Annotated in this window: 23 protein-coding genes and 1 tRNA gene; 14 read left to right on the top strand and 10 right to left on the bottom strand. The window is 72.4% G+C overall.

Annotated elements, in window-relative coordinates; all coding sequences use genetic code 11:
* Positions 1-36: 36 nt before the first annotated feature.
* Positions 37-498 carry an ATP-binding protein gene (locus AAH991_RS26940; RefSeq protein WP_346228703.1) on the top strand — a complete coding sequence of 154 codons (462 nt, stop codon included), beginning with the start codon at positions 37-39 and terminating at the stop codon, positions 496-498.
* 9 nt (positions 499-507) lie between these two features.
* On the opposite strand, the gene AAH991_RS26935 is transcribed toward AAH991_RS26940, so the two are convergent.
* The 4 genes from AAH991_RS26935 to AAH991_RS26920 all read right to left on the bottom strand — a co-directional run bounded on the left by AAH991_RS26935 (position 508) and on the right by AAH991_RS26920 (position 2,248).
* Positions 508-1,032 carry a GNAT family N-acetyltransferase gene (locus tag AAH991_RS26935; protein ID WP_346228702.1) on the bottom strand — a complete coding sequence of 175 codons (525 nt, stop codon included), beginning with the start codon at positions 1,030-1,032 and terminating at the stop codon, positions 508-510.
* A 27-nt stretch (positions 1,033-1,059) separates the two neighbouring features.
* Complete coding sequence (locus AAH991_RS26930) at positions 1,060-1,722, bottom strand: YidC/Oxa1 family membrane protein insertase (RefSeq protein ID WP_346228701.1); 663 nt, start codon at positions 1,720-1,722, stop codon at positions 1,060-1,062.
* A gap of 75 nt (positions 1,723-1,797) precedes the next feature.
* Positions 1,798-2,079 (bottom strand): DUF6412 domain-containing protein, encoded by a 282-nt coding sequence (locus AAH991_RS26925; protein ID WP_346228700.1) that lies wholly within the window; start codon positions 2,077-2,079, stop codon positions 1,798-1,800.
* Position 2,080: 1 nt separating this feature from the next.
* Positions 2,081-2,248, bottom strand: coding sequence for a hypothetical protein (locus AAH991_RS26920; protein ID WP_346228699.1), 168 nt, complete (start codon positions 2,246-2,248; stop codon positions 2,081-2,083).
* Between the two features lie 337 nt (positions 2,249-2,585).
* Between AAH991_RS26920 and AAH991_RS26915 the strand changes: the two genes are divergently transcribed.
* The 3 genes from AAH991_RS26915 (at position 2,586) to AAH991_RS26905 (ending at position 5,143) form a co-directional block, all read left to right on the top strand.
* On the top strand, positions 2,586-3,134 hold the full coding sequence (locus tag AAH991_RS26915) for a nitroreductase family protein (RefSeq protein ID WP_346228698.1): 549 nt from the start codon (positions 2,586-2,588) through the stop codon (positions 3,132-3,134).
* A gap of 183 nt (positions 3,135-3,317) precedes the next feature.
* A complete protein-coding gene (locus AAH991_RS26910; RefSeq protein WP_182905073.1) occupies positions 3,318-4,031 on the top strand; it encodes a response regulator transcription factor in 714 nt (237 codons plus the stop codon).
* A complete protein-coding gene (locus tag AAH991_RS26905) occupies positions 4,028-5,143 on the top strand; it encodes a sensor histidine kinase (RefSeq protein WP_346228697.1) in 1,116 nt (371 codons plus the stop codon). Before AAH991_RS26910 ends, AAH991_RS26905 begins: the two co-directional genes overlap by 4 nt.
* A 3-nt stretch (positions 5,144-5,146) precedes the next feature.
* Here the strand turns inward: AAH991_RS26905 and AAH991_RS26900 are convergent, their stop codons facing one another.
* From AAH991_RS26900 to AAH991_RS26890, 3 genes are all read right to left on the bottom strand, one after another.
* Complete coding sequence (locus AAH991_RS26900; RefSeq protein WP_346228696.1) at positions 5,147-6,694, bottom strand: multicopper oxidase family protein; 1,548 nt, start codon at positions 6,692-6,694, stop codon at positions 5,147-5,149.
* 10 nt (positions 6,695-6,704) lie between these two features.
* The gene (locus AAH991_RS26895) at positions 6,705-7,175 is read right to left on the bottom strand and encodes a hypothetical protein (RefSeq protein ID WP_346228695.1); all 471 of its coding nucleotides are present in this window, start codon (positions 7,173-7,175) and stop codon (positions 6,705-6,707) included.
* A gap of 198 nt (positions 7,176-7,373) precedes the next feature.
* Positions 7,374-7,811, bottom strand: a complete 438-nt coding sequence (locus tag AAH991_RS26890) for a hypothetical protein (protein WP_346228694.1) — start codon at positions 7,809-7,811, stop codon at positions 7,374-7,376.
* Positions 7,812-8,035: 224 nt separating this feature from the next.
* Between AAH991_RS26890 and AAH991_RS26885 the strand changes: the two genes are divergently transcribed.
* From AAH991_RS26885 to serS, 7 genes are all read left to right on the top strand, one after another.
* Complete coding sequence (locus AAH991_RS26885; protein ID WP_030511009.1) at positions 8,036-8,386, top strand: STAS domain-containing protein; 351 nt, start codon at positions 8,036-8,038, stop codon at positions 8,384-8,386.
* A 4-nt stretch (positions 8,387-8,390) separates the two neighbouring features.
* Positions 8,391-9,131, top strand: coding sequence for a glycosyltransferase family 2 protein (locus AAH991_RS26880; protein ID WP_346228693.1), 741 nt, complete (start codon positions 8,391-8,393; stop codon positions 9,129-9,131).
* Positions 9,132-9,465: 334 nt separating this feature from the next.
* Positions 9,466-10,926: a polyprenol phosphomannose-dependent alpha 1,6 mannosyltransferase MptB gene (gene mptB, locus AAH991_RS26875; protein WP_346228692.1), complete on the top strand. Its 1,461-nt coding sequence runs from the start codon at positions 9,466-9,468 to the stop codon at positions 10,924-10,926.
* Between the two features lie 2,244 nt (positions 10,927-13,170).
* The gene (locus AAH991_RS26870; RefSeq protein WP_346228691.1) at positions 13,171-14,424 is read left to right on the top strand and encodes a glycosyltransferase 87 family protein; all 1,254 of its coding nucleotides are present in this window, start codon (positions 13,171-13,173) and stop codon (positions 14,422-14,424) included.
* Between the two features lie 22 nt (positions 14,425-14,446).
* A complete protein-coding gene (locus AAH991_RS26865) occupies positions 14,447-14,866 on the top strand; it encodes a DUF4446 family protein (RefSeq protein ID WP_346228690.1) in 420 nt (139 codons plus the stop codon).
* A gap of 227 nt (positions 14,867-15,093) precedes the next feature.
* Entirely contained in the window at positions 15,094-16,014 is a 921-nt protein-coding gene (gene pheA, locus AAH991_RS26860; RefSeq protein WP_346228689.1) for a prephenate dehydratase, read from the top strand.
* A 38-nt stretch (positions 16,015-16,052) separates the two neighbouring features.
* Complete coding sequence (gene serS / locus AAH991_RS26855) at positions 16,053-17,318, top strand: serine--tRNA ligase (RefSeq protein ID WP_346228688.1); 1,266 nt, start codon at positions 16,053-16,055, stop codon at positions 17,316-17,318.
* Between the two features lie 456 nt (positions 17,319-17,774).
* Here the strand turns inward: serS and AAH991_RS26850 are convergent, their stop codons facing one another.
* Complete coding sequence (locus tag AAH991_RS26850) at positions 17,775-17,978, bottom strand: cold-shock protein (protein WP_041952879.1); 204 nt, start codon at positions 17,976-17,978, stop codon at positions 17,775-17,777.
* Between the two features lie 240 nt (positions 17,979-18,218).
* On the opposite strand from AAH991_RS26850, the gene AAH991_RS26845 reads away from it, so the two are divergent.
* On the top strand, positions 18,219-19,016 hold the full coding sequence (locus AAH991_RS26845) for a Cof-type HAD-IIB family hydrolase (protein ID WP_346228687.1): 798 nt from the start codon (positions 18,219-18,221) through the stop codon (positions 19,014-19,016).
* A 19-nt stretch (positions 19,017-19,035) separates the two neighbouring features.
* Here AAH991_RS26845 and AAH991_RS26840 read toward each other — a convergent pair whose 3' ends face one another.
* Together AAH991_RS26840 and AAH991_RS26835 are read right to left on the bottom strand one after the other, a co-directional pair.
* The gene (locus tag AAH991_RS26840) at positions 19,036-19,563 is read right to left on the bottom strand and encodes a bacterial proteasome activator family protein (protein WP_346228686.1); all 528 of its coding nucleotides are present in this window, start codon (positions 19,561-19,563) and stop codon (positions 19,036-19,038) included.
* Between the two features lie 126 nt (positions 19,564-19,689).
* Positions 19,690-20,652, bottom strand: a complete 963-nt coding sequence (locus AAH991_RS26835) for an NAD(P)H-quinone oxidoreductase (protein ID WP_346228685.1) — start codon at positions 20,650-20,652, stop codon at positions 19,690-19,692.
* Between the two features lie 114 nt (positions 20,653-20,766).
* Here AAH991_RS26835 and AAH991_RS26830 point away from each other — a divergent pair, with 114 nt between their 5' ends.
* A complete protein-coding gene (locus AAH991_RS26830) occupies positions 20,767-23,343 on the top strand; it encodes a nucleotide-binding protein (RefSeq protein WP_346228684.1) in 2,577 nt (858 codons plus the stop codon).
* A 100-nt stretch (positions 23,344-23,443) separates the two neighbouring features.
* Positions 23,444-23,532: transfer RNA gene (locus AAH991_RS26825), tRNA-Ser, on the top strand.
* The last annotated feature ends 3 nt before the right edge of the window (positions 23,533-23,535 follow it).

Raw genomic sequence — 23,535 nt, 5'->3', positions numbered from 1 at the left:
TTCGGTCGTAGTTGCTCGTGCAGCAGATACGGGGGTATGGGGGAGGTGAGTGCGTCGAGCGTCGTGATGCTGCCGTACGCACCGTCGAGCGTCGCCGTCGCACGTCAGCGCCTGAGTGCCGAGCTTTCGACCGCGGGGCTGCTCGCCTCCGCCGTCGACGACGTCGTGTTGATCATGAGTGAACTGCTGAGCAACGCGCTGCGCCACGCCCATCCTCTCCCGTGCGGGCGGCTCAAAGTGGCCTGGGTCTGCTCGGATTCGCAGGTCGAGGTGGCCGTGAGCGACGGTGGCGCGTACACGGAGCCCCGGGCGGGCCGCCCGACGCTGTCGTCCCTCGGCGGCCGCGGACTCGGCATCGTGGAGTACCTCGCCGAGCGCTGGGGAGTCCGGCACGAGGAGGAGGCGACCACCGTCTGGGCCGTCGTGCCCGCCTCATGGCCTGACCGGAATGGGCACGCCGAGCTGTCCGAAATTCCGGTGCTGCGCGAGGTCGGCTGACGCGCGCCCTCACACCCCGCGCACGGCCGGGCCTCGGGACCGGCCGAGGGTGTGCTCCATGCAGATCAGGTCGTCACGGGAGTCCCACGGCGCGGTGACGGTGAACCCGAGCCGCTCGTAGAGGGCGATCGCCGTCGTCCGCCACCGCCACACCGACAGCCGTACCGACCGCAGGCCGGTCGCGTGCGCCCGGGAGAGCGCGGCGCGGACGAGCGCGGCGGCCACGCCCCTGCCCCGCTCGTCCGGGTCCACCCACAGGCGTTTGATCTCCGCCCGTCCACCCGCGGGCGCCGCGAGCACCACGCAGCCGATCGCGGCGTCGCCACGGCGCGCGACCAGCACGACGTCGTCCGCGAACGCCGCGCCCGGATCCTCGACCTCCGCCCGGTAGCGCTCGGGCAGGCGCGCCGCGTCGGCCACCGGGACGCCCTTCTCGGCCTCGGTCCGCAGGTGGTAGGCGGCCAGGAGCGCCCGCAGGTCCTCCCGGCCGTCGTCCCCGGCCGCCCAGGTCACGATCGCATGGTCACGGATCATGCCCGCCAGCATTCCACCGATCCGGGGTCAGGCCGCGCGGGGGTGGAGCACGGCCCGCTCGGCCGTCGTCCAGGCGCTGCTCACGAGCAGGTAGACGCCCGCCGCGAGCGGGAGGAAGGCCGCGGCGAGCACGGTCCAGAACGGCATCAGGACCGCCAGACGCCGCATCGGCGCGGTGGGCTCGACCCTGCGGGCGGCGATCACGGCCACGGCCACGAGCAGCGCGAGCAGCGCGGCGAACACCCCGGCGGCGGGGCTGACCAGGCCCGCCCCGGCGAGCACGGCGGCGAGGTGCTCCCCCAGCGGCACGCCGAGCACGCTCTGCGCCAGCAGCAGGTTCGGGTGGCCCGCGACGACGGCCGCCGTGAACAGCCGGTAGGTCACCGTGAAGAACGGCCACTGCGCGAACGCCGGGAGATAGCCGGAGAACCGGCCCACGCCCTCCTTGGCGTACAACGCGTCGACCTCGCGCAGGAGCCGCTGCGGGTCGTTCTTCCACCGAGTACGCAGCCCGTCCACCTGTGGCGCGAGCCGCATGCGGATCCGCTGCGCCCGCGCGACGCGGACGCTCAGCGGCAGCAGCGACAGCCGTACGGCGAGGGTGACCAGGACGATCGCGAGTCCGGCGCCGGTGAGGTGGCTGAGCGCGTCGATGAGCCGGTAGGCGGGGTCGAGCACGAAGTCGAACATGGGAAGCCTTTCGTCTGTGACCTGTTGCCCGTGGATGAGGGCATGACGAAAGCGCTCGTCCGACCGGATCTCCGGTCAGACGAGCGCGGGGCTTCCCGATGGTGCGCGGGGACGGGGACGGCCGGGCGTGCCGGGATCGCGCAGCCTGACCATCGCCGTCTCACCGGTGTACGACGGCCTGCCCGGCCCCTCACGCAGAACGGGGACGCCGGCCAGCCGGGAGAGCATCCAGGCGAACACCAGGACGGCCACTCCGGCCAGCCCGACCGCGGTCAGCGCGCCGGGGCCCGGGGACCCGGCGGCCGGCTCGGCCAGCAGCCAGAGGAGCGATCCGATGGCGGCCTGGAGCGCGTTCACGTCAGCGGGACAGCTTCCCGACGACGGTGACGGCGACCACGGCGACGAGGGCGACGATCCCGATGATCAGCAGGAACTTCAGCGTCGCGAACAGGGCGGGGATCACGAATCCGAACACCAGCCAGAGGGCCAGGAGGATCCCCAGTACGGTCAGTACGATACGGGCCATAGCCACAAGGTACGCGGTGGGCCCGACAACCGCGAGCTTGATCGTGTCCGTTCATCCTCGCCTGGTGATGCGTCCTCGCTCGCGACGGGCGGCATCTGTCGGACACTCCCCTGGTCAGAATCGGTTCGCATACCCGTGATTCATGAGGTTTCACGTGAATCATCGCGGTCGGCGGCAGTTCATCAACAGAGAGTCATGGCTCCTCCGCCGGCCGGTCCCATCGGCTGTCCGCAGCGCATGCGCCGTAGACTCCGCTTGATCACCGCGAAATCACCCGACTCGCGGCGTTCCTGGCGCGGCTGCACGGCGCACACCACCCGGTCCCCCTGGTTGAGGCATGAACCTTCCGCAACTCACACCGGCCCTCCGTGGGCGTTTCAGTCCTCTGCGCTTCGATCCGCGCCATCGGCTGTCCGGCTCGGACGTCGAGACCCTGCTGGAGGCGGCCCGGTGGGCTCCGTCCGCCGGTAACTCGCAGCCCTGGTCGTTCCACCTGCGCCGCCGCGGAGAGGACGGGCACGAGCACCTCGTGCAGCACCTCGCCGGCAGCTCGCGCCGGTGGGCGCCCGATGCCAGCGCGCTGGTCGTCAACCTGGCCCACCGCGAGACCGACGACAGCGGCCTGCTCTACTCCGAGTTCGCCGACTACGACCTCGGCCAGGCGGTGGCCCATATGACTGTGCAGGCCCATGCGATGGGCCTGTCCTGCCGGCAGTTCCGCGCCTTCGACCTCGAAGGGCTGCACACCCGGCTCGGCGTCAGGCCCGGCTGGCGGATCCTCACGATGACGGCCATCGGCGTGCCGCCCCTGGACGACACGACACCTCCCGCACGAGAGCGCCGGAGCATCGTGGACCTGCGTACGGCGGGAGTGTCGTCTCCCTGACGCGCCGTTCGCCTCCATCGAGCGGCTCGCCGGACGCGCCCTGACGCGGAGCCGCGGCGTGCGGGGCGGCCGTGTGCACGACGTGCGTGTTCTCCCCGACGCGCGACGGCCGCCGCGCGACTGGTTCTTACGGGGAGGTGACGGCGCTTCGCCGGGCCGCCCGGCGGACTTACCGTGGGGGACGTGCCCTCCTCGAGAACCTCCCAGAATCCCGCCCGCGTCCTGGTGGTGGAAGACGACCCCACCGTCGCCGAGGTGGTGGCCCGCTATCTGGAACGCGACGGGCACGAGGTCGAGTGCGTGGGCGACGGCGCCGAGGCGCTGCGCCGGGCGCTGGCCGACCCGCCCGACCTGATGGTGCTCGACCTGATGCTGCCCAAGCTCGACGGCCTGCAGGTCTGCCGGAAGCTGCGGGAGCGCCGGCCCGTCCCGGTGATCATGCTGACCGCCCTCGGTGAGGAGATGGACCGGGTGGTCGGCCTGGAGACCGGCGCGGACGACTACGTGACGAAGCCGTTCAGCCCGCGTGAGCTGGCCCTGCGCGTGCAGTCCGTGCTGCGGCGGGCCCGGGGTGCGCTGGTGCCCACCGGCACCGGCGTGCTGCGCGACGGCGACCTGGTGGTCGACGTCGGCGCCCACGAGGTGCGCCTGGGCGGCAAGGAGATCACCCTGACCGCCCGCGAGTTCGACCTGCTCGTCTACCTGCTGCGCAACCCCCGCCAGGCGTTCAGCCGTACGGCCCTGCTCGACCAGGTCTGGGGCTGGTCGTTCGGCGACTCCTCCACCGTGACGGTCCACGTGCGCAGGCTGCGGGAGAAGATCGAGGACGATCCGACCGACCCGCACCGGATCGTGACGGTCTGGGGCGTCGGCTACCGCTACGAGCCGCTGTCGTGATCGTCCAGATCGTCGCGGTCGCCGCCGGGCTCGGCCTCGTCATCGCGGCCCTCGGCCTGGCGCTGCTGCGGGTCCTGCGCCGCCGGTCGATCGGCGTGATGCTCGCGGTCGTGGCGGCGGTGACGGTCTCCGCGACGCTGGCCGGGGTGGTCGCCATCACGCTCGCCATGATCATCGACGGGCGGCCGAAGAACATCGTGCTCACCGTCGTCGGCATCGGCGGCCTGGTGGGGCTCGGCGTCGCGCTGGTGAACGCCCGGACGGTGGTGCGCGCCAGCAGGAGCCTCGTCGGCGCGCTGGAGAGCGTGCCGCCCTCCGGCCGGTTCGTCCCGCCGCCCACGCCGCTCCCGGCCGAGCTGCAGACCATCGGCACCGCGCTGGAGCAGGCGTACGAGCGGCTGCGGCTGGGCCGCGAGCGCGAGCGGGCGCTGGAGAGCGCGCGGCGCGAACTGGTCGCGTGGGTCAGCCACGACCTGCGCACCCCCCTGGCCGGCATGCGGGCGATGGTGGAGGCGCTGGAGGACGGGGTGGCCGACGACCCCGAGACCGTCAAGCGCTATCACGTCCAGATCAGGGTGGAGGTCGACCGGCTCGCCGGGATGGTGGAGGACCTGTTCGAGCTGTCGCGGATCCACGCGGGCGCACTGCGGCCCACGCTCACCCGCACGGGGCTCGGCGACCTCGTCGCGGACACCCTCGCCGCCGTCGAGCCGCTCGCCCGCGCCGGGGGCGTGCGGCTGACCGGGGAGGCGGACCCGCGCGTCCCGGTCCACGCCGACGCCGGGCAGCTCGGCCGGGCCGTACGCAATCTGGTGGTGAACGCCATCCGCCACACGCCCGCCGGGGGAACGGTCGTCGTGCGGGCGGTGACCGAAGGGACCACCGCCCGCCTGTCCGTGCTCGACGGCTGCGGCGGAATCCCGGAGGAGGACCTTCCCCGGGTCTTCGACGTCGCGTTCCGCGGCGAGGCGGCCCGGACGCCCGGCCCCGACGGCGGCGCCGGGCTCGGCCTCGCGATCGCACGCGGCATCGTGGAGGCCCACGACGGCGTGATCGGCGTGGCCAACGAGGGCCCCGGCTGCCGCTTCGAGATCACGCTGCCGCTGGCCTGAGGCTCACTCCGGCTCGTTCGCGGTGGTCCCGCCCACGGTGAAGGGCGTGGTGACCCCCTCGTACATGAGATGGGCGACGAGACCCTCGGTCGCGTGCGGCAGGTTGTGGCAGTGGTCCATCCAGATGCCGGGGTTGCCTGCCACGAAGGCGATCTCGTACGTCTCGCCGGCGCCGACTTCGAGCGAGTCCACCCACCACGGGCTGCCCGTCGCCCGTACGCCGTCCCGGCTCAGCACCACGGCGTGGTGGCCGTGCAGGTGCATGGGGTGCGGCTCGCCGCTGTCGTTGACGATGCGCACCCGCACCACGTCGCCCTCGGCGACCACGAACATCGGCACGTCGGGGAACATGTGGCCGTTGATCGTCCACCAGACTCCCGGACGTCCGTCCAGGAAGCCGGGGCGGCGCCCGATCTCGTAGTCGAACCGCCGGTCGGGCCGGTCGGCATCGAGCCCCAGCGGCGCCGGCGTGCCGTAGGAGAGCGGGTCGAGCGTGACCGCGGGCCGGGGGACGGCGGGCGCGTCGTACGACCGCGATCCGAGCACGACGCCGGCCCGGCCGCCGACGTGGACCCGCACCGGCGAGCCGTCCTCGGGCATGGTCACCTCGATGTCGGCGCGGCCGCCCGCCGTGACCAGCACGGCGGTGTCCCGCACGGGCGCGGGCCCGTGCAGGTCGGTGCCGTCGACGGCGGCGAGCCGGAACGGGGCCCCGCCGACCCATACGGGCGTCTGGCCGTTCTCCGTGTTGATCACCCGCACGCGCACCCGCTCGCCGGGGCGGGCTTCGGTCCGCACGTCGCCCTCCCTGCCGTTGATCGTGCGGGCTCCGTCGTAGAGGTGCATCAGCGCTACGACGTCGACGACGCCGGTGGACGGGCGCTCTGGGGCGACCACGAGGGCGCCCAGCAGGCCGCGGCGCACCTGCTCGTGGGAGACCTGGTGGGAGTGGTACCAGAAGGTGCCTGCCTGGCCGGCGACGAAGCGGTAGGTGAACGACCCGCCCACGCCGACCGCGTCCTGGGTGACGCCGGCGACTCCGTCGGCGGCGCCCGGCACGTCGACGCCGTGCCAGTGCAGCGTGATGCCGCCCGGCACCGACTCGTTCACCAGCCGGACCTGCACCAGCTGCCCGACGCTCGCGTGGATGACCGGGCCGGGCGAGGTGCCGTTCAGGGTGTAGCCGTCCACCGGGCGGCCGGTGGGCAGCCGGAACCGCTGCTCGCGGGCGACCAGGGTGATCGCGACGTCGGCCTCGCGGTCCGGGTCGGCGGTCAACGACGTCAGGCTGCGCGCCGCCGCGCCGTGCCCGGTGTGTCCGGCGCTGTGGCCTGAATGCTGTGGGTGCTGTGGGTGCTCTGAGTGCTCCGATGTGCCGGCCACGTGGGTCAGGGCGCCGCCGTAGTCGGGGTACCCCATGTCCATCACCGAGTACGTACCGGGCATGAGGCTGTCCTGCCAGAGCCAGGCCGGCGGGGCGAGCAGGGCGATGGTCGCGGCGCCCGCCAGGGCGAGGCGCAGCCGGGCGCCGCGACGGCGAGTCCTGTCCATCGGATCGCCGTCAGACGACCGTCTCGACACGGGCGTGCGACCGGCCCGGGACGCTCGCCTCCACCCCGCGGCCGCGGCGTGCGGCGTGGACGGCCGCGCTGAACAGCAGCAGCGCGTTCAGGCCGTGCAGGGCGCCCAGGGCGGGGATCTGGTGGCCGAGGAGGCCGAGGGAGACCTGGACCACGACGAGCAGGACCACGAGGGCGGCCCCCTTGACCGCCCCGGGGATCTTGGCGAAGAACGAGGAGATCAGCAGGAGCAGTGCGATCACCGGGATGACCATCATCCCGTTCATGCCGTGGACCATGAAGGCGAAGAATTCGGGGAACTGGATCCCCCCGCTCTCCGCGGTCGCCTTGTCGATCACGCCGCCCTGCTCGATGTACTTGAACAGGCCGGCGTCGCCGAGGACGACCATCATCGCCTGCACGGCGACCTCGGCGGCGACCAGTGAGGCCAGGACCTTGTAGACCAGTTTCATGACACTCTTCCCATCCGGGACCCGAAAGCCCATCCGCGTCCGGGCCCTGCGGTCCTCTCCTGTGTCGGCCGGCGTCCGTCTCCGTACGCCGGCCCTTACACAGGGGAAGTTAGGAGCGCCTCCATGGCGGCCGCTTAACGACGACTTCGCCCGCGCTTGGCGCCGCGTGAAGCCCCCAGAAAGCGCAGGTCGGCGGGGTCACGGTTCGCCCTGGTGCTCCAGCTGGCCACGCCAGGGAGGGATGCCGGGGGCGGCCTCACGGCGGCGCGGGGCGAACGCCTCCGCCATGGCCCGGAACGTGGGGCACGGCCAGCGCCACATGCAGCTCCGGCATCGCAGGATCGGGTTCGCCGGGTCGCTCGAGATGCCGCCCGCGTCCCTGGGCTGATGCAGGTCGAGCAGCCGGATGCCGAGCTCGGAGAAGCACAGCAGCTCCTCGCGGGCCTCGGCGAGGAAATCGAGGTCCTCGGTCGCCAGCCGGGCGCTGACCGGGACGTACCCCTCGCGGTTGACCAGGCCGCGCAGCGGCTCGGCCGCCTCGCGCCACGACGAGGCCTTCTCGGTGCGGACCTGGATGGTCTCCAGATGCTCGCGCAGCACGCGGCGCTGGGGATCCTCGGGTATCTCAGTGTTCATCTGCTCTCGGGCCCGCTGTGCTCGGCGCCCGCCCTCCTTTGCGAAGTGACGACCAAGACGCGGAGGTTCCGGGCCCTCCATCCGGCGACGCCGGTGTCGCATAGCGTCAAGCTTCGCGCACTCGCCGTTTACATGGGGCCGGAATCGGGGACAAAGGGCGGACGACTCTTCGACGAATCCGATGGAACGTGACCCGGGGCCGGGACGACGCTAGTGTGCGCCTCGTGGAGCTCAAAGTCGCGACGCAATCCCACGCCGGTCAGGCCGTCATGGCCGTCTTCGGCGAAATCGACCTATATACCGCGCCCCGGCTGCAGGCGGAGTTCACCCGCCTGCTGGAGACCGGGCCGGACCGGGTGGTCATCGACATGTCCGGAGTGGAGTTCTGCGACTCCACGGGCATGAACGTGCTGCTGTCGGCGCTCAAGCGGCTGCGCGAGCGGGGCGGCACGCTGGAGGTGGCGGCGCCGAGACCGGCGGTACGCAAGATTCTGCAGGTCACCGGGCTCGACTCGGTGTTCACCGTGCACGACACGGTGCCCGCCGATCTGCTCACGGCCGAGCACCAGGGTTAGGCGCATGGGGGAAATGGCAGTGCCCGAGCCGGACACCGCGGTGGTGATTCCGGCGAAGGACGAGGCCGACCGGATCGGCGCCACCGTGACCGCCGCCCTGAAGTTGCCCGGCGTGGATCTCGTGGTCGTGGTCGACGACGGCTCGTCCGACGAGACCGGCCGGGTGGCCAGGGCGGCGGGCGCCCGGGTCGTACGGCACAGCCGCAACCGGGGCAAGGCCGCGGCGATGGAGAGCGGGGCCGAGGCGGTGCGCCTCCTCGACGAGGAGCGTCCCCGGCACCTGCTGTTCCTCGACGCCGACCTGGGCGAGACGGCGGCGGCGGCCCTCCCGTTGATCGCGCCGGTGCGCGACGGCGAGGCCGACATGACCATCGCGGCGTTCGCGACCAGGGTCAAGCTCGGCGGGCACGGCATGGTCGTACGGCTGGCCCGGGACGGCATCAAGCGGCTCACCGGCTGGGAGGCGACCCAGCCGCTCAACGGGCAGCGGTGTCTCACCCGGGCCGCGTTCGAGGCGGGCCGGCCGCTCGCGCACGGTTTCGGCGTCGAGACCGGCCTCACCGTCGACCTGCTCAGGAAGGGTTTCCGGGTGGTCGAGGTCGAGGTCGAGATGTCGCACCGGGCGACCGGCACCGATTGGCGCTCCCAGTTGCACAGGGCCAGGCAGCTCCGTGACGTCGGCCTGGCTCTCGCCGCCCGCGAGCCCGCCGTGGGCCAGGCGCGCTCCGCCCTCCGCCGCCCCTAACCCCACACCGTGATCTTGTAGTTTGTCGCAGGCAGCGCGTCTACCTGGGCTGATGAGCTTTGTGATCATGCAGAAAGTGGCCTGCGGGTGCCCCCACCTGCGGATATGGTGTGCGTGATCTTGCACTGTCACGGCGAGATGCAAGATCGGCTGCCGAGATCTCGCAGGTGAGCATCCGGCGGTCGTGGCCGTTGCAAGATCGCGAAGGGGATAGCCCCTGGTAGACGCCGGTGCTTGCGACAAAGTGCAAGATCACGGAGGGTGGCGCCCCTGCTCATCCCCCACCCCTGCGACAAAATGCAAGATCACGGCAGGGGTGTGGTGGAATTTGCGGGTGGATTCTCGGGGGCGCGCACGGACCGCCGCCCGGCTGGCCCCGGCCGCCGGCGGCCTGTCGATCCTCCTCACGATCACGATCGGCGCCCTCGGGCCGTCCGCGATGGTGCCCGGACTGCCCGGGCGGCCGTGGCAGCCTCCCTACTCCCTCGGCCTCGCGCCCGGCGGCCACCTCGTCGTCGCCCTGGCCGCCGCGGCGCTCGTGCTCGGCGCCGTCGGCCTGGCCGCCGGTCTCGCGTACCCCGGCCGGATGCCTCGGGCGCGCACGCTGGTCGTCGCCGGGTGCGCCGCCGCCGCGGTCCTCGCGTTCCTGCCGCCCTCCGGGTCGGCCGACCACCTCAACTACGCGGCGTACGGCCGGATGGCGGCCCTCGCCCACGACCCGTACGTGACCGTGCCCGCCGACCTTCCCGCCGATCCCGTCGTCGGCAGGGTGGAGGAGTGGACCAGGACGCCCAGCGTGTACGGCCCGGTCGCGACGGCCGTGCAGGCGCTGGCGAGCCACGTGGGGGGCGAGTCGGTCCGGCTGACGGTCTTCGTGATGGCCCTGGTCAACGCCGCCGCGTTCATCGCCACCGGCCTGCTGCTCCACCGGGCCGCCGCCGGCGATCCCGTACGGCAGCGCCGCGCGGCCCTGCTGTGGACGGCCAACCCCCTGGTCGTCTACGAACTCGTGGCCGGGATGCACCTCGACACCGTGGCCATCGCGTTCGTCGTGGCCGGGCTGGCCGCCCGCCGCGGGGTGCCGCTCGGCCTGGGCGTGGCGGTCAAGGCCACCGTGGGCCTGGTGGCGCTGGGCACGGCGTGGGAGCTGCGCAGGAACCCCCGGCGGCTCGCCCTGGTCGCCGGGCTGGCGGCGCTGACCGCGCTCGTGGCGTACCTGCTGGCCGGGCCCCACGCGCTCGACCAGCTGCTGAACGCCAGCAAGTCGGTCTCGCTCGCCACGCCGTGGAAGCTCGCGCAGAGGGCGCTGCAGGCGCTGTTCGGTCCCGGGGCCTACCGGGCGTGGATCCAGGCCGGGTCGCTGCTCCTGCTGGCCGCGCTCGCCGTCCTCCTGCTCCGGGGACGTCCGGAGGCGGACCGTGAGGGGCCGGTGGTCGCCCTGGCCGTCGCCGTGGCCTGGCTGTTCGCCACGCCGTACGCGCTGCCGTGGTACGACGGGCTGGGGTTCGCGCTGCTGGCCCTGGTCGCCTGGCCCGGCCTGGAGGCGTTCCTGGTCGCCCGGCTCGCCGTGCTCTCGCTGGCCTACCTGCCCGCGCGCCAGGCGGATCAGCCGCGCGACCTGGGATGGCTCGTCGACGTCGTCAGGGCCTGGGTGGCGCCGTCGCTCCTGCTGGCGCTGACGATCGCGCTGCTGTGGTGGGCGGCGCGGTCTGCAGGGCGCGTACGGACGCCGCGAGCGCCAGCGGCACCGCGACCGTCAGGGCCATCGCCGGAATCGCGATCCCCGAGTCGTTGATCAGGAACCCGGCGAACGCCGCGGTCAGCGCGCCGATCAGCCCGGCCCGCAACTCCGGGACCCGCTCGTACGCCAGGCTGAGCGCGGCCGCGCCCCACCGCGACGGCCGGGCCAGCACGAGGAACAGGAACGCCAGCGCGACCAGCGACAGCAGCGTCAGCGGCAGGTTGCCCAGCGTGTGGAGCATCGCCGCGAACTTGCGCCCGACGACCGAACTGCCCTCGCCGGAGACGAGTTGCTGGACGAAGGCCCCCAGGTGGGTGCGCCGGTCGGCGGGCCGCAGCCAGTCGAGCACCGCGATCAGCGCGATGAGCACGACCCCCGCCACCGCGACCAGCCCGAGCCGGAGGACCGACACCCGCCCGCCCGCGGCCATCAGCACGCACACCGCCACGCCCAGGACGAACGACGGCACCCCGCCGAAGTCCGCCCCCCACGTCGGCCAGCCGTCCCCGACGATCGCGAGCAGGCCGTACGCCGTGCAGACGGCCACGGCGAGCCTCGGCCGGCGGCGCAGCGCGTGGGCGACGGCCGCCAGGAGCAGGATCGTGCCCGTCGAGTAGACGGCGAAGGCCATGTTGCCGAAGCCGTAGAACCGGCCGCCGGTCACGGGCTCGTACCCGGCCACGGCGTTCACCTGCAGCCGCGAGCCCGTCACCACGTCGGCGAGGAGCGCGAGCGAGCTGACCCCGGCGACCACGGCCGGCGGCCCCAGCAGGTGGCGGCGCCACGGCCCGGCGAACGCGAGCCCCGCCACCAGGGCGGCGAAGGCCAGGATCGTGCCGAGCAGGGCGGGCATCGGGTGCGCGAAGCCCCACCACGGCACGAGCTGGGCCAGGAAGATCGACACCGGGAGCGCGCCGCTGACCGTAGCCACCACCCGCGTGGTGGTGAGCATCCGCCGGTGGCGCCTGACCACGATCGCGGCCAGGGCGTAGAAGATCAGTTGCGCGACGACCAGCGTGATGAAGAAGGGCTCCCTGACCTCCCTGAGCATCTGGCTCGCCAGGTCGGCGTCGGCGAGCTCGCGGGCCGCGTCGGTCACGGGCGGCGCCGCGCCGTCGCCCGTCCAGGCCCTGCCGACCGCGCCCTCGGGAGTGGGGAGACCGAGCAGGTGGGTGACCGTCGCCGTGACGTCGGTGATCGTGACCAGCGCCCGCTGCCGGGTCGAGGCGGCGGTCAGCCACCCGTGCCCGTACGGCCCGCCCGCGGCGATCGCGACGTGCAGGTGGGCGGTGGACCCGGAATCGGACAGTCCCGCCACGAGCACGGTCGAACCGGCGGGCACCTTGGCGAGCACCTCCGCGACGGCCCGGTCGGCCGCGCTCACGGCCTCCCGGCGCGCCCGCACCCCGGTTCCGGCGCCGGGGATTCCCCCCGCCTCGGCGACCACGAGGGCGTACGGCGTGAGGTCGGGCGTCGCGGCGGGCGTCGCGGCGTACGTCGCGACCCTGCCGGAGGACTCGGCGGCGGTCAGGGCCGCCCCCGGGCCGATGGCCGCGATCCGTCCTCCGGCGGCGGTCACGGCGTCGGCGAGGAGCCCGAGCCGGGCCTTGAAGGGATTGGCCTGCTGCACGGCGACCAGCTCGGACCAGTTCGGGATCGTCGCCGCGCCGCCGGCGGCGGTGACGGGCTCGGGAAGGGGCGCGCAGCCGGTGCCGGGAGCCTTCGCCCGCTGGCCGGCGGACACCGTGAGCCATCCGGCGGCCGGGCAGGTCACGGACGACCCTTCGGGTGGGACGGCCCTCGTGGACAGCGACCCGCCGGAGCCGCGGCCGGCCAGATCCCACAGCGCGGGGGTCCGCTGCGGGTCGAGGTCGTCCCAGCGGAGCCCGGGCACCCCGATCAGCACGACCCGGCCCGTCACCGCGGCCTGTCCTGCGGCGGTGTCCTGTCCCGCGGCGGCGGCCTGTCTCGCGATGGCGGCCTGTTCCGCGGCTGACGCGGGGGCGGCGGGCAGGACGAGGGCCGCGATGAGAAGCATCAGCAGCGAGGCGAGGACGGCCGCGAACGCCCCACGCAGGGCGCCGGGAAGGCCGGGAAGGCCGGGCACGGCCGGCGGGCGCCGTCGCCCGGCCGTGGCGGCCCGGGCCGTGTTCGAGGGCCACGCCGGGCCACCCGGCCGGACGGAGGCCCGGATCGCCGGGCCCGCCGGAGCCGGTGCTGAACCAGGTGGCACTGTTCCGCGCTCCCTCATGATCGACGACGCTGTGGCCGCGGTCCTCCACGGTAACCTGCCTAATCATGACGACTGGCCGGATCGCCGGGGCCCGCCGGCCCGCCTGGGCATGGGCGCTCGCACTCGTGGCGGTGGCCGCCGCGGCCGCGCCGCTGATCGCCTACTGGCTGACCAACCCGGAGGACCAGCGTCTGGTGGACCTGGACGTCTACCGTACGGGCGGCTGGGCGCTGCTGCGGGGCCTGCCCGTCTACGACGTGATCACGCCGGCTCCCCAGTTGCTGCCGTTCACCTACCCGCCGGTGGCCGCCATGCTGGCGGTGCCGCTCGCCCTGATGTCGTGGCCGGTCGCGCAGTGGGTGTGGACGATCGCCATCGTCGCCGTCCTCGCCGTGACCGTCCGGCACGCCTTCCGGGCCTTCCTGGACGGCGTGCGCGGCGCCCTGGCCGCGCCGCTGCTGTTCGCCGTGCTGTGCGTCGCGTGCACGTATCTCATGCCGATCAGGGACCAGTTCAGGTTCGGCCAGGTGGATCTGTTCCTCCTGGCGTTGTGCCTGCTCGACTGCGTGGCGCGCAGGCCGTGGTGGCCGCGCGGGATGCTGATCGGCCTCGCGACCGCCGTGAAGCTCACCCCCGGCGTGTTCCTCGTCTACCTGGCGATCACCGCGTTCCCGCCCCGGGAGGGCGACACGGCGCAGCGCAGGGCCTTCCTCATGGCGGTGTTCACGGCCGCCCTGCTCACGCTGCTGCCGTTCCTGGTGATCGTCGACGACGCCCGGGACTTCTGGTTCGGGGCGCTGCTCGACTCCGAGCGGCTGGGCGCCAACGCCGCCACGACCAACCAGTCGCTGCGCGGCATGCTGCTGAGGCTCTACCTGCCTGACTGGCTGACCTCGGTCGCCTGGCTCGCCGCCGTCGCCGTGATCGGCTGGTACGGCTTCCGCCGGGCCCGCCGGGCGCACCTGGACGGCGACGTGACGACCGCGGTGGCGCTCACCGGGCTGATGGCGGTGCTGCTGTCGCCGGTGGCCTGGATCCACCACATCGCCTGGGTCGTGGTCGTGCTCGCGGCCCTCGCGGGGTCCGGGCGCGATCCGGTCCGGCTGCTGGTCGCGGCGGGCGTGTGGCTGTACTACGTGCTGCCCATCCCGTGGTGGGGGGTGGCGCTCAAGGCGCTGGAGATCCCCGTGATCAGCCCGGTCGCGGGGAAGATCGTGCAGAACGCGTTCGGGCTCGGCGCGATCGGCCTGGTCTGGCTCCTCGGTTTCTGGTTGCCGCGACGACGGGCCGCTGTCGCCGTTCCCGCTGCGGCGCCTTGACCGACTCATTACGCTCGGTGCCGTGCTGGTTACCGTTGTGGAGATGGCCGGTGTCCTGACGGGTGCGACCGGGGTGGCCGTCGGCCTGATCGCGCTGCGGACCGCCCGCCGCAGCGTGCGGGAGTGCCTGGACGTCCTCGCCCGGCGGGCCTCCGTCGAGGGCCGGGTGGACAGCAGGGCGATCCGCGACGTGGCGTTGTACCGGTACGACGCGCTCGACGAGATGACCGGCAGGCTGTCGTTCTCGGTCGCGCTCATCAACGGCTTCGGCGACGGAATCGTGCTGACGTCGATCAACGGACGCACCGAGACCCGCACGTACGCCCGTGCCGTACACGGGGGCAAGGGAGTGCAGCCGCTGTCACCGGAGGAGGAGCACGCCGTGTGGGCCGCGAGACTCGGCATCGGACCCGAGGCCGAGCCGCACCGCGTCCCTCGCTGACGCACGGTGCCTTTCACAGACGCACCGGGTCTCCTGCTGACGCACTGCGTTGCTCATGTGACGCTCCGCGCCCTCCGCTGGCGCACGGTGTCTTCCGGCGGCGCCTGGTGCCTCCCGCTGACCAGCGCCGACGCGGGCCGTCCACAGGGCAAGCGGACCCGCGGAGTTGTCCACAGGGAGTGTTTTTCGCATGCTCGCCACACCAACCTGCGGATACCCTTGAGGACATGTCGAAGCTCGCGTACCTGGGGCCTCAGGGCACCTTCTGTGAGGCGGCCCTGCGACTCCTGGAGCCGGACGCCGAGCGCCTGCCCTGCGCCAACGTCGGAGCCGCGCTCGACGCCGCCCGCGACGGCGAGGCGGACGGCGCGGTCGTCCCGCTGGAGAACTCGGTGGAGGGGGCGATCACTCAGACCCTCGACGAGCTGGCCGGGGGGAGGCCGCTCCACATCACCGGCGAGTGGCTGCTTCCGGTCGAGTTCTCCCTGCTGGTGCGGCCCGGCACCGAGCTGGCGCAGATCAAGCGGGTCATCACGCACCCGGCGGCCCACACCCAGTGCCGTGGGTACATCGAGCGTGAGCTGCCCGGCGCCGTGGTGATCGCGGCGTCCTCGACGGCCGCCGCCGCGCAGGAGGTCGCCTCTCCCGAGTCTCCGTACGACGCGGCGATCAGCCCGGCCATCGCCGGGGAGTACTACGCGCTCGACGCGATCGCCTCGAACATCGGCGACCGCTCCGACACCGTCACCCGGTTCATCAAGGTGAACCGTCCGGGGCGGCTGTCCGAGCCCACCGGAGCCGACCGCACCTCGCTCGTGGCCTTCCTCCGCGACGACCACCCGGGCGCGCTGCTGGAGATGCTGAGCGAGTTCGCGGTCCGCGGGGTCAACCTGACCCGCATCGAGTCGCGTCCCACCGGGGACGGCATCGGCCGCTACTTCTTCCACTTCGATCTCGAGGGTCACATCGCCGACGCCCGCGTCGGGGAGGCCGTGGCCGGCCTGCACCGGCTCTGCGACGACGTGCGCTTCCTCGGCAGCTACCCGCGCGCCGACCGGCTTCCCACCCAGATCAAGGAGGGTACGGCGGACGCGGACTTCGCCGAGGCCGCCGACTGGCTCACGAAGATCCGCGCCGGTCGCGCTTGACGGGCGGAAGCCACACCGGCTCCGGTAGCCTTTGAGCCGTGATTGACCTGCGAACCCTTCGTGAGGACCCTGACCGGCTCCGGGCGTCGCAGCGCGTCCGCGGCGAGGACGATTCGGTCGTGGAGACCCTGCTGTCGCTCGATGAGCGCCGCCGTGCCGCGCTCAACAACTTCGAGTCGCTGCGCGCCGAGCAGAAGAGCATCGGCAAGTCGGTGTCCCGCGCGTCCGGAGACGAGCGCCAGGCGCTGCTCGACCGCGCGAAGGACTTGGCCGCGCAGGTGAAGGCGGCCGAGGCCGAGGCCGCCGCGCTGGCGAGTGAGCTCGACGAGCTGCTCATGACCGTGCCGAACATCGTCGAGGAGGGCGCGCCCGCCGGCGGCGAGGACGACTACGTGGTGCTGGAAGAGGTCGGCGAGAAGCCGGTCTTCGACTTCGAGCCCCGCGACCACGTCGAGCTGGGCGAGCTGCTCGGCGCGATCGACACCGAGCGCGGGGCCAAGGTCTCCGGCGCCCGGTTCTTCTTCCTCAAGGGCGTCGGCGCGCGGCTCCAGCTCGGGCTGCTGAACATGGCGATCCAGCAGGCCGTCGAGGCCGGCTTCACGCCGATGATCACGCCCGTGCTGGTCAAGCCCGAGGCGATGGCCGGCACCGGCTTCCTCGGCGCCCACGCGAGCGAGGTCTACCGGCTGGAGGCCGACGACCTCTACCTGGTCGGCACCAGCGAGGTGCCGCTGGCGGCCTACCACTCCGACGAGATCCTCGACCGGGCGTCGCTGCCGCTCCGCTACGCCGGATGGTCGTCCTGCTTTCGGCGCGAGGCCGGGTCGTACGGCAAGGACACCCGGGGGATCATCCGCGTCCACCAGTTCGACAAGGTGGAGATGTTCTCCTACTGCCGTCCCGAGGACGCCCACGAGGAGCACCTGCGGCTCCTGGCCTGGGAGAAGGAGATGCTCGAGAAGGTCGAGCTGCCCTACCGCGTGATCGACGTGGCGGGCGGCGACCTCGGCTCGTCGGCGGCGCGCAAGTACGACTGCGAGGCCTGGGTGCCCACGCAGGGCCGCTACCGCGAGCTGACCTCGACCTCCAACTGCACCGACTTCCAGGCCCGTCGCCTGAAGGTGCGGTTCCGGGACGAGGACGGCAAGCCGCAGCACGTGGCCACCCTCAACGGCACGCTCGCGACCACCCGCTGGATCGTGGCGATCCTGGAGAACCACCAGCAGGCCGACGGCTCGGTGGTCGTGCCCAAGGCGCTGCGGCCGTACGTGGGGCTCGACGTCCTGGAGCCGCTGTCCCGATAGCGGGCTGCGCGGAGGACCTCCGGCGCGGCGGGCGACCGCCGGGTCCGGAGGTCTTCGTGTCTCATCGTGAGAAAGTCCTGGCCGCGGCGATTCGCGCGGGCACCGGCCGGCTCTGATGTCGGAAAGCCCCAAAGAGTGCGAAACGCGGCCCTTGGCGGTAGGGCCGTCAGGTGTGATGTAAATCTCTCAGTTCGGACGGGATTTGCGCGCCGGGAAGGCCTCGCGAGTGAAACTTTCATGCGCGGAGGGCTTTCGCGTGTACGGGGCGACCTCCCTCGCGGCCGCCCGGGCCCGGCTCTCGTGCGGGTAGGACCCCGCTCAGGCTGCGGGGCCCGTCGGCGCCGCTCTGCCCTGTCCGGACACCCCGGGACAGGCGCCGCTCTGCCCTGTCCGGACACTCCCGGACATGCGAAAGGCGGGGCTCGCCAGGCGAGCCCCGCCTTCCGTCACGTCAGGTCAGAGGCCGCGGACGTTCGAAGCCTGCGGACCCTTCGGACCGGCGATGACCTCGAACTCGACCCGCTGGCCGTCCTCCAGGTTGCGGTAGCCGCTGCCCGTGATCGCGGAGAAGTGCACGAACACGTCGGGCTCGCCGCCGTCCGGTGCGATGAAGCCGAAGCCCTTCTCAGCGTTGAACCACTTGACGGTTCCCTGAGCCATTACTGCTCTCCCTAAGGAAGTGAATCTTGGGGACCACACCTCGTGGACCCCGGGTGTGTCGCACAGCTCCCCGGGTGGCTCATACAGTCAAACTGGTTTTCGCTACGGGAACAGCTAATACAACGCCTTCACATCTAACACTATGTAGCCCGTTGGTGTTCCACGTCTGGAGGAGATTTCTCGCCCGGGGGGTGGCCGAGGACATGCCATGGCATATCTCGGTGCACACTGGAACCTGTCATGACCTGCCCCCGCCTCGTCGCCACAGACCTCGACGGCACAGCTCTGCGCACCGACGGCACGATCTCTCCTCGTACGGCCGCCGCCTTCGCCCGGGTGGAGGAGTCGGGCGGCACCCTCGTCTTCGTCACCGGCCGGCCGCCGCGGTGGATGCACACCGTCGCGGGGGCCGTACGGCACCGCGGGCTCGCGATCTGCGCGAACGGCGCGCTCGTGTACGACCTCCACACCGAGGAGATCGTGGAGTCGCACCTGATCGCGTCCGACGTCCTCGAGGAGTGCGTCGCCCGCCTGCGGCGGCATGTGCCGGATCTCACGTTCTCCGTCGAGTACGAGGGGGGCTTCGCGCACGAGGCCGACTATCCGCTGGGCGGGTGGGACGCCCGGGAGCTGTCCTTCGGCCGGGAGTTGGCGATCTCGGCACTGACGGCCCGGCCGTGCGCCAAGCTGCTCGCGCAGCACCCCTCGATGGACCCCGACGAGTTGCACCGCGGGGTGCTGGAGATCGTCGGTGACATCGTGACCCCGACCCACTCCAGCGGACGGGCGCTGATCGAGATGAGCGCGCACGGTGTGACGAAGGCCACGGCGCTGGCCACGCTGGCCGAGGAGCGGGGGATCAAGCCCGCGGAGGTGGTCGCGTTCGGCGACATGCCGAACGACCTGCCGATGCTCACCTGGGCCGGCGTCTCGTACGCCGTGGCGAACGCCCACCCCGACGTGCTGGCCGCCGTCGATCACGTGACGGCGGCCAACAACGACGACGGTGTGGCGGTCGTGCTCGAGACCCTGTTCTGAGTCAGCGCGTTCGGGGGGTCTAGAGGTAGGGGCCGCCCGCGCGGTGGCCCTGGTCGTCCTGCGCGGCCTGGCCCATCCCGCCGGGGAGTGCGCGGCGCATCTGCTCCAGTTGCGCCCGGGCGGCCATCTGCTGGGCGAACAGCGTGGTCTGGATGCCGTGGAACAGGCCCTCCAGCCAGCCGACGAGCTGGGCGTGCGCGACCCGAAGCTCCGCGTCGCTGGGCGCGGTGTCGCTCTCGTCGCTGAACGGCAGGGACAACCGCTCCAGCTCCTCCACCAGCTCGGGAGCCAGGCCCTCCTCGAGCTCCTTTATGGAGCTCTGGTGGATGTCCTTGAGCCGCTTGCGGCTGGCCTCGTCGAGAGGAGCCGCCCGCACCTCCTCCAACAGCTGGCGGATCATGCTGCCGATCCGCATCACCTTGGCGGGCTGCTCCACCAGGTCGGCGACGGACCGCTCCTCGTGCTCGCCCTTACCGTTGCCGCCGGAGACCGAAAGGCCCTGCGGCCCCACGACCACGATCTGCGGCGTGCTCTCGTCTGCGTTCATCGATCGCTTACAACTCCTGAATTCGCTCCGCTGGGGCACACCGTGCCAGGTCGTGCCTGCCGGACCACGGCCCTGCCGTGCGACGGGGCGGCGTCGTCAGGCACTCCCGACCCGATCCAACCTAACTCACCTGACCAGCAGGAGTTTGCCGACGTGTTCCCCTTCTTCGAGCGCCTGATGGGCGCGGGCGGCCTGGTCGAGGGGGATCCGCTCGTGCACCACGGGCCGTACGGACCCGGCCGCGACCAGCGGCCAGACGTTGTCGACGACGCCGCGGCAGATCACGCCCTTGTCGTCGGCTGGCCGGCTGCGCAGGGCGGTCGCGTGGACCGCCGCCCGCTTGGCGAGCAGCACGCCGAGGTCGAGCTCGCCCTTCGTGCCGCCCTGCATGCCGATGACGACCAGCCGCCCGCCGGTGGCGAGGGCACTCAGGTTTCCCGGCAGATACTTGGCGCCCATGATGTCGAGGATGACGTCGGCCCGGCCCTCGAACCGCTCGGCGAAGTCCTCCTCGCGGTAGTTCACGGCCTCGTCCGCGCCCAGCTCGCGGCACCGCTCGATCTTCTCGGGCGACCCCGCCGTCACCAGCACGCGGGAGCCGTACGCCTTGGCGAGCTGGATGGCCATGGTGCCGATGCCGCTCGCGCCGCCGTGGACGAGCAGGGTCTCGCCCTTCCTCAGGCGGGCGGTCATGAAGACGTTCGACCACACCGTGCAGGCGACCTCGGGAAGGCCGGCGGCCTCCTCCAGCGAGATTCCCTCCGGCGCCGGCATCACCTGCTGCCAGGGGACCGCCACCCGCTCGGCGTACCCGCCGCCCGCGAGCAGGGCGCAGACCCGGTCGCCCGGCGCGAGGTGCGGGACGTTCTCCCCGACCTCTATGATCACTCCGGAGCACTCCAGCCCGGGGATCTCGGAGGCGCCGGGCGGCGGCGGGTAGAAGCCGCGGCGCTGGAGCAGGTCCGCCCGGTTGACGGCCGACGCGGCGACGTCGATGACCACCTCACCTGCGGCGGGACGCGGGTCGGGGACTTCCTGCCAGGCCAAAACCTCAGGTCCGCCGGGTTCGGAAATCACTATCGCACGCATGTGACCTAAAGTAGCGTGGCGGAGAACTCGGCGGTTGCCCGTATTCACCGGGTTACGTGGCGCTAATCTGCAATGTGTTTGCTACCCCATTAGCCCAGCCCGAGGGGGTACACGGTGGCGAGACATGATCGTGAGGATCCCCATTCTCTCGAGGACCAGCTCGCGTGGCTCGACGCGATCAAGGAGATGCCCGACGAGGTGGAGATAGCGGTCAGCGCGGTCACCTCCGCCACCCTCGCCTCTCCACAGCCGCCGCCCGCCGACCCCGAGTCCGCCTCCCCGTACCCCGCCGACCCCTGGAGCCTCGTCCCGTCCGAGCCCGCCTCCGGCGGGCTGCTTCGCGGCGCCGCCGACAGCGCGACCGGCTCCGCGTACGGCGCCCCGTCGCGGGAGGACGCGGAGACCCACGAGGCCTCGGAGGCCGCCGAGGCGTCTGCCACCAGTCCCATCCGGGAGTCCGCCTTCGGCGGCTATTTGGGCGGCTTTGGGTATGAAAGTGATGAAAAGTCCGAATTTGGGTCCGCGTATGGCACCGAATCGGGCTACGGCGAGACGGCTTTCGGTGACAGTGGTTTCCGTGACACCGGCCTGGGTGATTCGGCCTTCGGCGACACGGGCTTCGGTGACACGGTCTTCGTGACCAGGCCCCAGCCCTCGTCCTCGGAGGAGGGCGAGGACGCGCCGGCCGCTTCGGAGGCAGCCGACGAGGGCCCCGCATCTGGCTCGGAGACGTCCCCGGAGGGCACCGCATTCGGCTCGGAGACGTCCGCCGCGTCGACCGGCCCCGTCAGCGCCCCGTCCTTCGAAACGTCCTACGGCTCGGCGTCCGAGTCCTCTTACGGTTCGCCGTCCGAGTCGTCCTACGAGCCGGCGGCCGAGTCGTCCTACGGACAGGCGCAGGACCGCTCGGCCGGGTCCTCCTTCGCGACGTCCTTCGGTCCGTCTTCCGACGCGAAGCCGGAGCCTTCGGAGGCGACGGCGGAGTCCCCGAGCGGCGACCAGGAGCCGGACGACGACGGCCATCCCATCCCGCCGCCGGGCGGTTCCTCGCCCTTCACCGCCCCCCTGTTCGGCGAACGGGGCTTCGGCGGCGTCATCCCCGGTTCCCCCGTGGACACCGACTCCTACAACGTCAGGACCTTCTCCGGCAGCGAGTCCGTCAAGCGCTACGCCCCACCGGCCTCCGGCGAGTCGTCCCCGTCCCCGTCGCAGGAGCCGCTGCGGGGTTGGCTGGAGCCGGCCGTACCCGTGCCGCCCGCACAGCAGGAACACGCCGCCGAGCCGGAGGAGCCTCCCGCACGCCCCTTCGGCCCTGAGCGGCCATTGGGCCCTGAGCGGCCCTTCGACTCTGAGCGGCCCTTCGGCCCTGAGCGGCCCTTCGGCCCTGAGCGGCCCTTCGGCCCTGCGCGGGCCGAGACCGCGTCTGACTTCACCGAGGACCGTTTCACGGGCTCGCTGCGGGAGGACCTGGCCGCCGAGGAACGGAAGCCGTACGAGCCGGGTCCTGTCGCGGTGCCCACGCCCGCGCCCACGCCCGTGCCGCCACCCGCGCCCGAGCGCGCGTCGGCACCGAGCCCCGCACCCGAGCAGGCGCCCGCGGTGGAACGGGATGCGGTGGCGGAGCGGGAGGCGTACCAGACCGCGCGCCGTCCGGCTCCTCCCGCCTCCGCCTTCAGTTCGCCGGCGCGTACGACAGGGTCGAAGGCGGCAGGGTCCAAGCCGACGGCTGACAGCCTCGACCCGGTCACCCTGCTGAGAGGGCGGAGGAACACCCCCGCGACGGGCTGGCGGCGGCTGGTCTACAAGGCGTCGGCCGGACTGATCAAGCCGGGCGAGGCCCCGGAGGTGCGGCGGCGCCGTGAACTCGTGCAGCGTGCCCGCACGCCCGTCGCCACCGGCCACCACCGGGTCGCCGTGCTCAGCCTCAAGGGGGGCGTGGGGAAGACCACGACGACCGTCGGCCTCGGCGCCACGCTCGCGCAGGTGCGCGGCGACCGTGTCATCGCCGTCGACGCCAACCCCGACCGTGGAACGCTCTCCGACAAGGTCGAGCTGGAGACGGCGGCCACCGTACGCGACCTGCTGAACGAGCGTGCGCAGATCAAGCGGTACGTCGACATCCGGGCCTTCACCTCGCAGACGCCCTCACGGCTGGAGATCCTGGCGTCGGACCGTGACCCGTCGGTGTCGGAGGCGTTCAGCGCCAAGGACTACCACGCGGTGGCGCAGGTGCTGGAGAACTTCTACTCCATCTGCATCACCGACTGCGGCACCGGTCTCCTGCACTCCGCCATGTCGGGCGTGCTCGGCATGGCCGATCAGATCGTGCTGGTCAGTTCGCCGTCCGTGGACGGCGCCCGCGCGGCCTCGGCCACGCTGGACTGGCTGGAGGCGCACCATTACGGCGACCTCGTCCGGGCCGCCACGGTCGTGCTGTGCAGCGTACGGCCCCGGTCGAAGTCCACCGTCGACCTCGACAAGCTGGAGGCCCACTTCGCCGCCCGCTGCCGCACCGTGGTCCGCGTGCCGTACGACCCTCACCTGGAGGAGGGCGCGGAGATCGACCTGGACCGGCTCCAGCAGACGACCCGGGACGCCTACCTCCGCCTGGCCGCCTCCGTGGGCGACGGCTTCGCCGGCCCGCAGGCGCTGTCCGAGCGCAGGTTCTCCGAGATTCCCGACCACCTGTAGGCGATCGAAAGGGCGGGAATGATCTCTTTCGCGGTCGCGGTCACGTGCCCGCGAGTGAGAGGCTAGGCTGCTGCGTGGCGCCTCCAGCGCGGGGCGCCGGGGAGAGCTCGCCTAGTGGACGATGGCGGCGGTCTTGAAAACCGCTAGGCCGGGTGACCGGTCTCGTGGGTTCGAATCCCACGCTCTCCGCTC

It is taken from the genome of Microbispora sp. ZYX-F-249 (assembly GCF_039649665.1).
Lineage (GTDB): Bacteria > Actinomycetota > Actinomycetes > Streptosporangiales > Streptosporangiaceae > Microbispora > Microbispora maris.
This window is presented reverse-complemented; position numbering and strand designations above follow the sequence as displayed.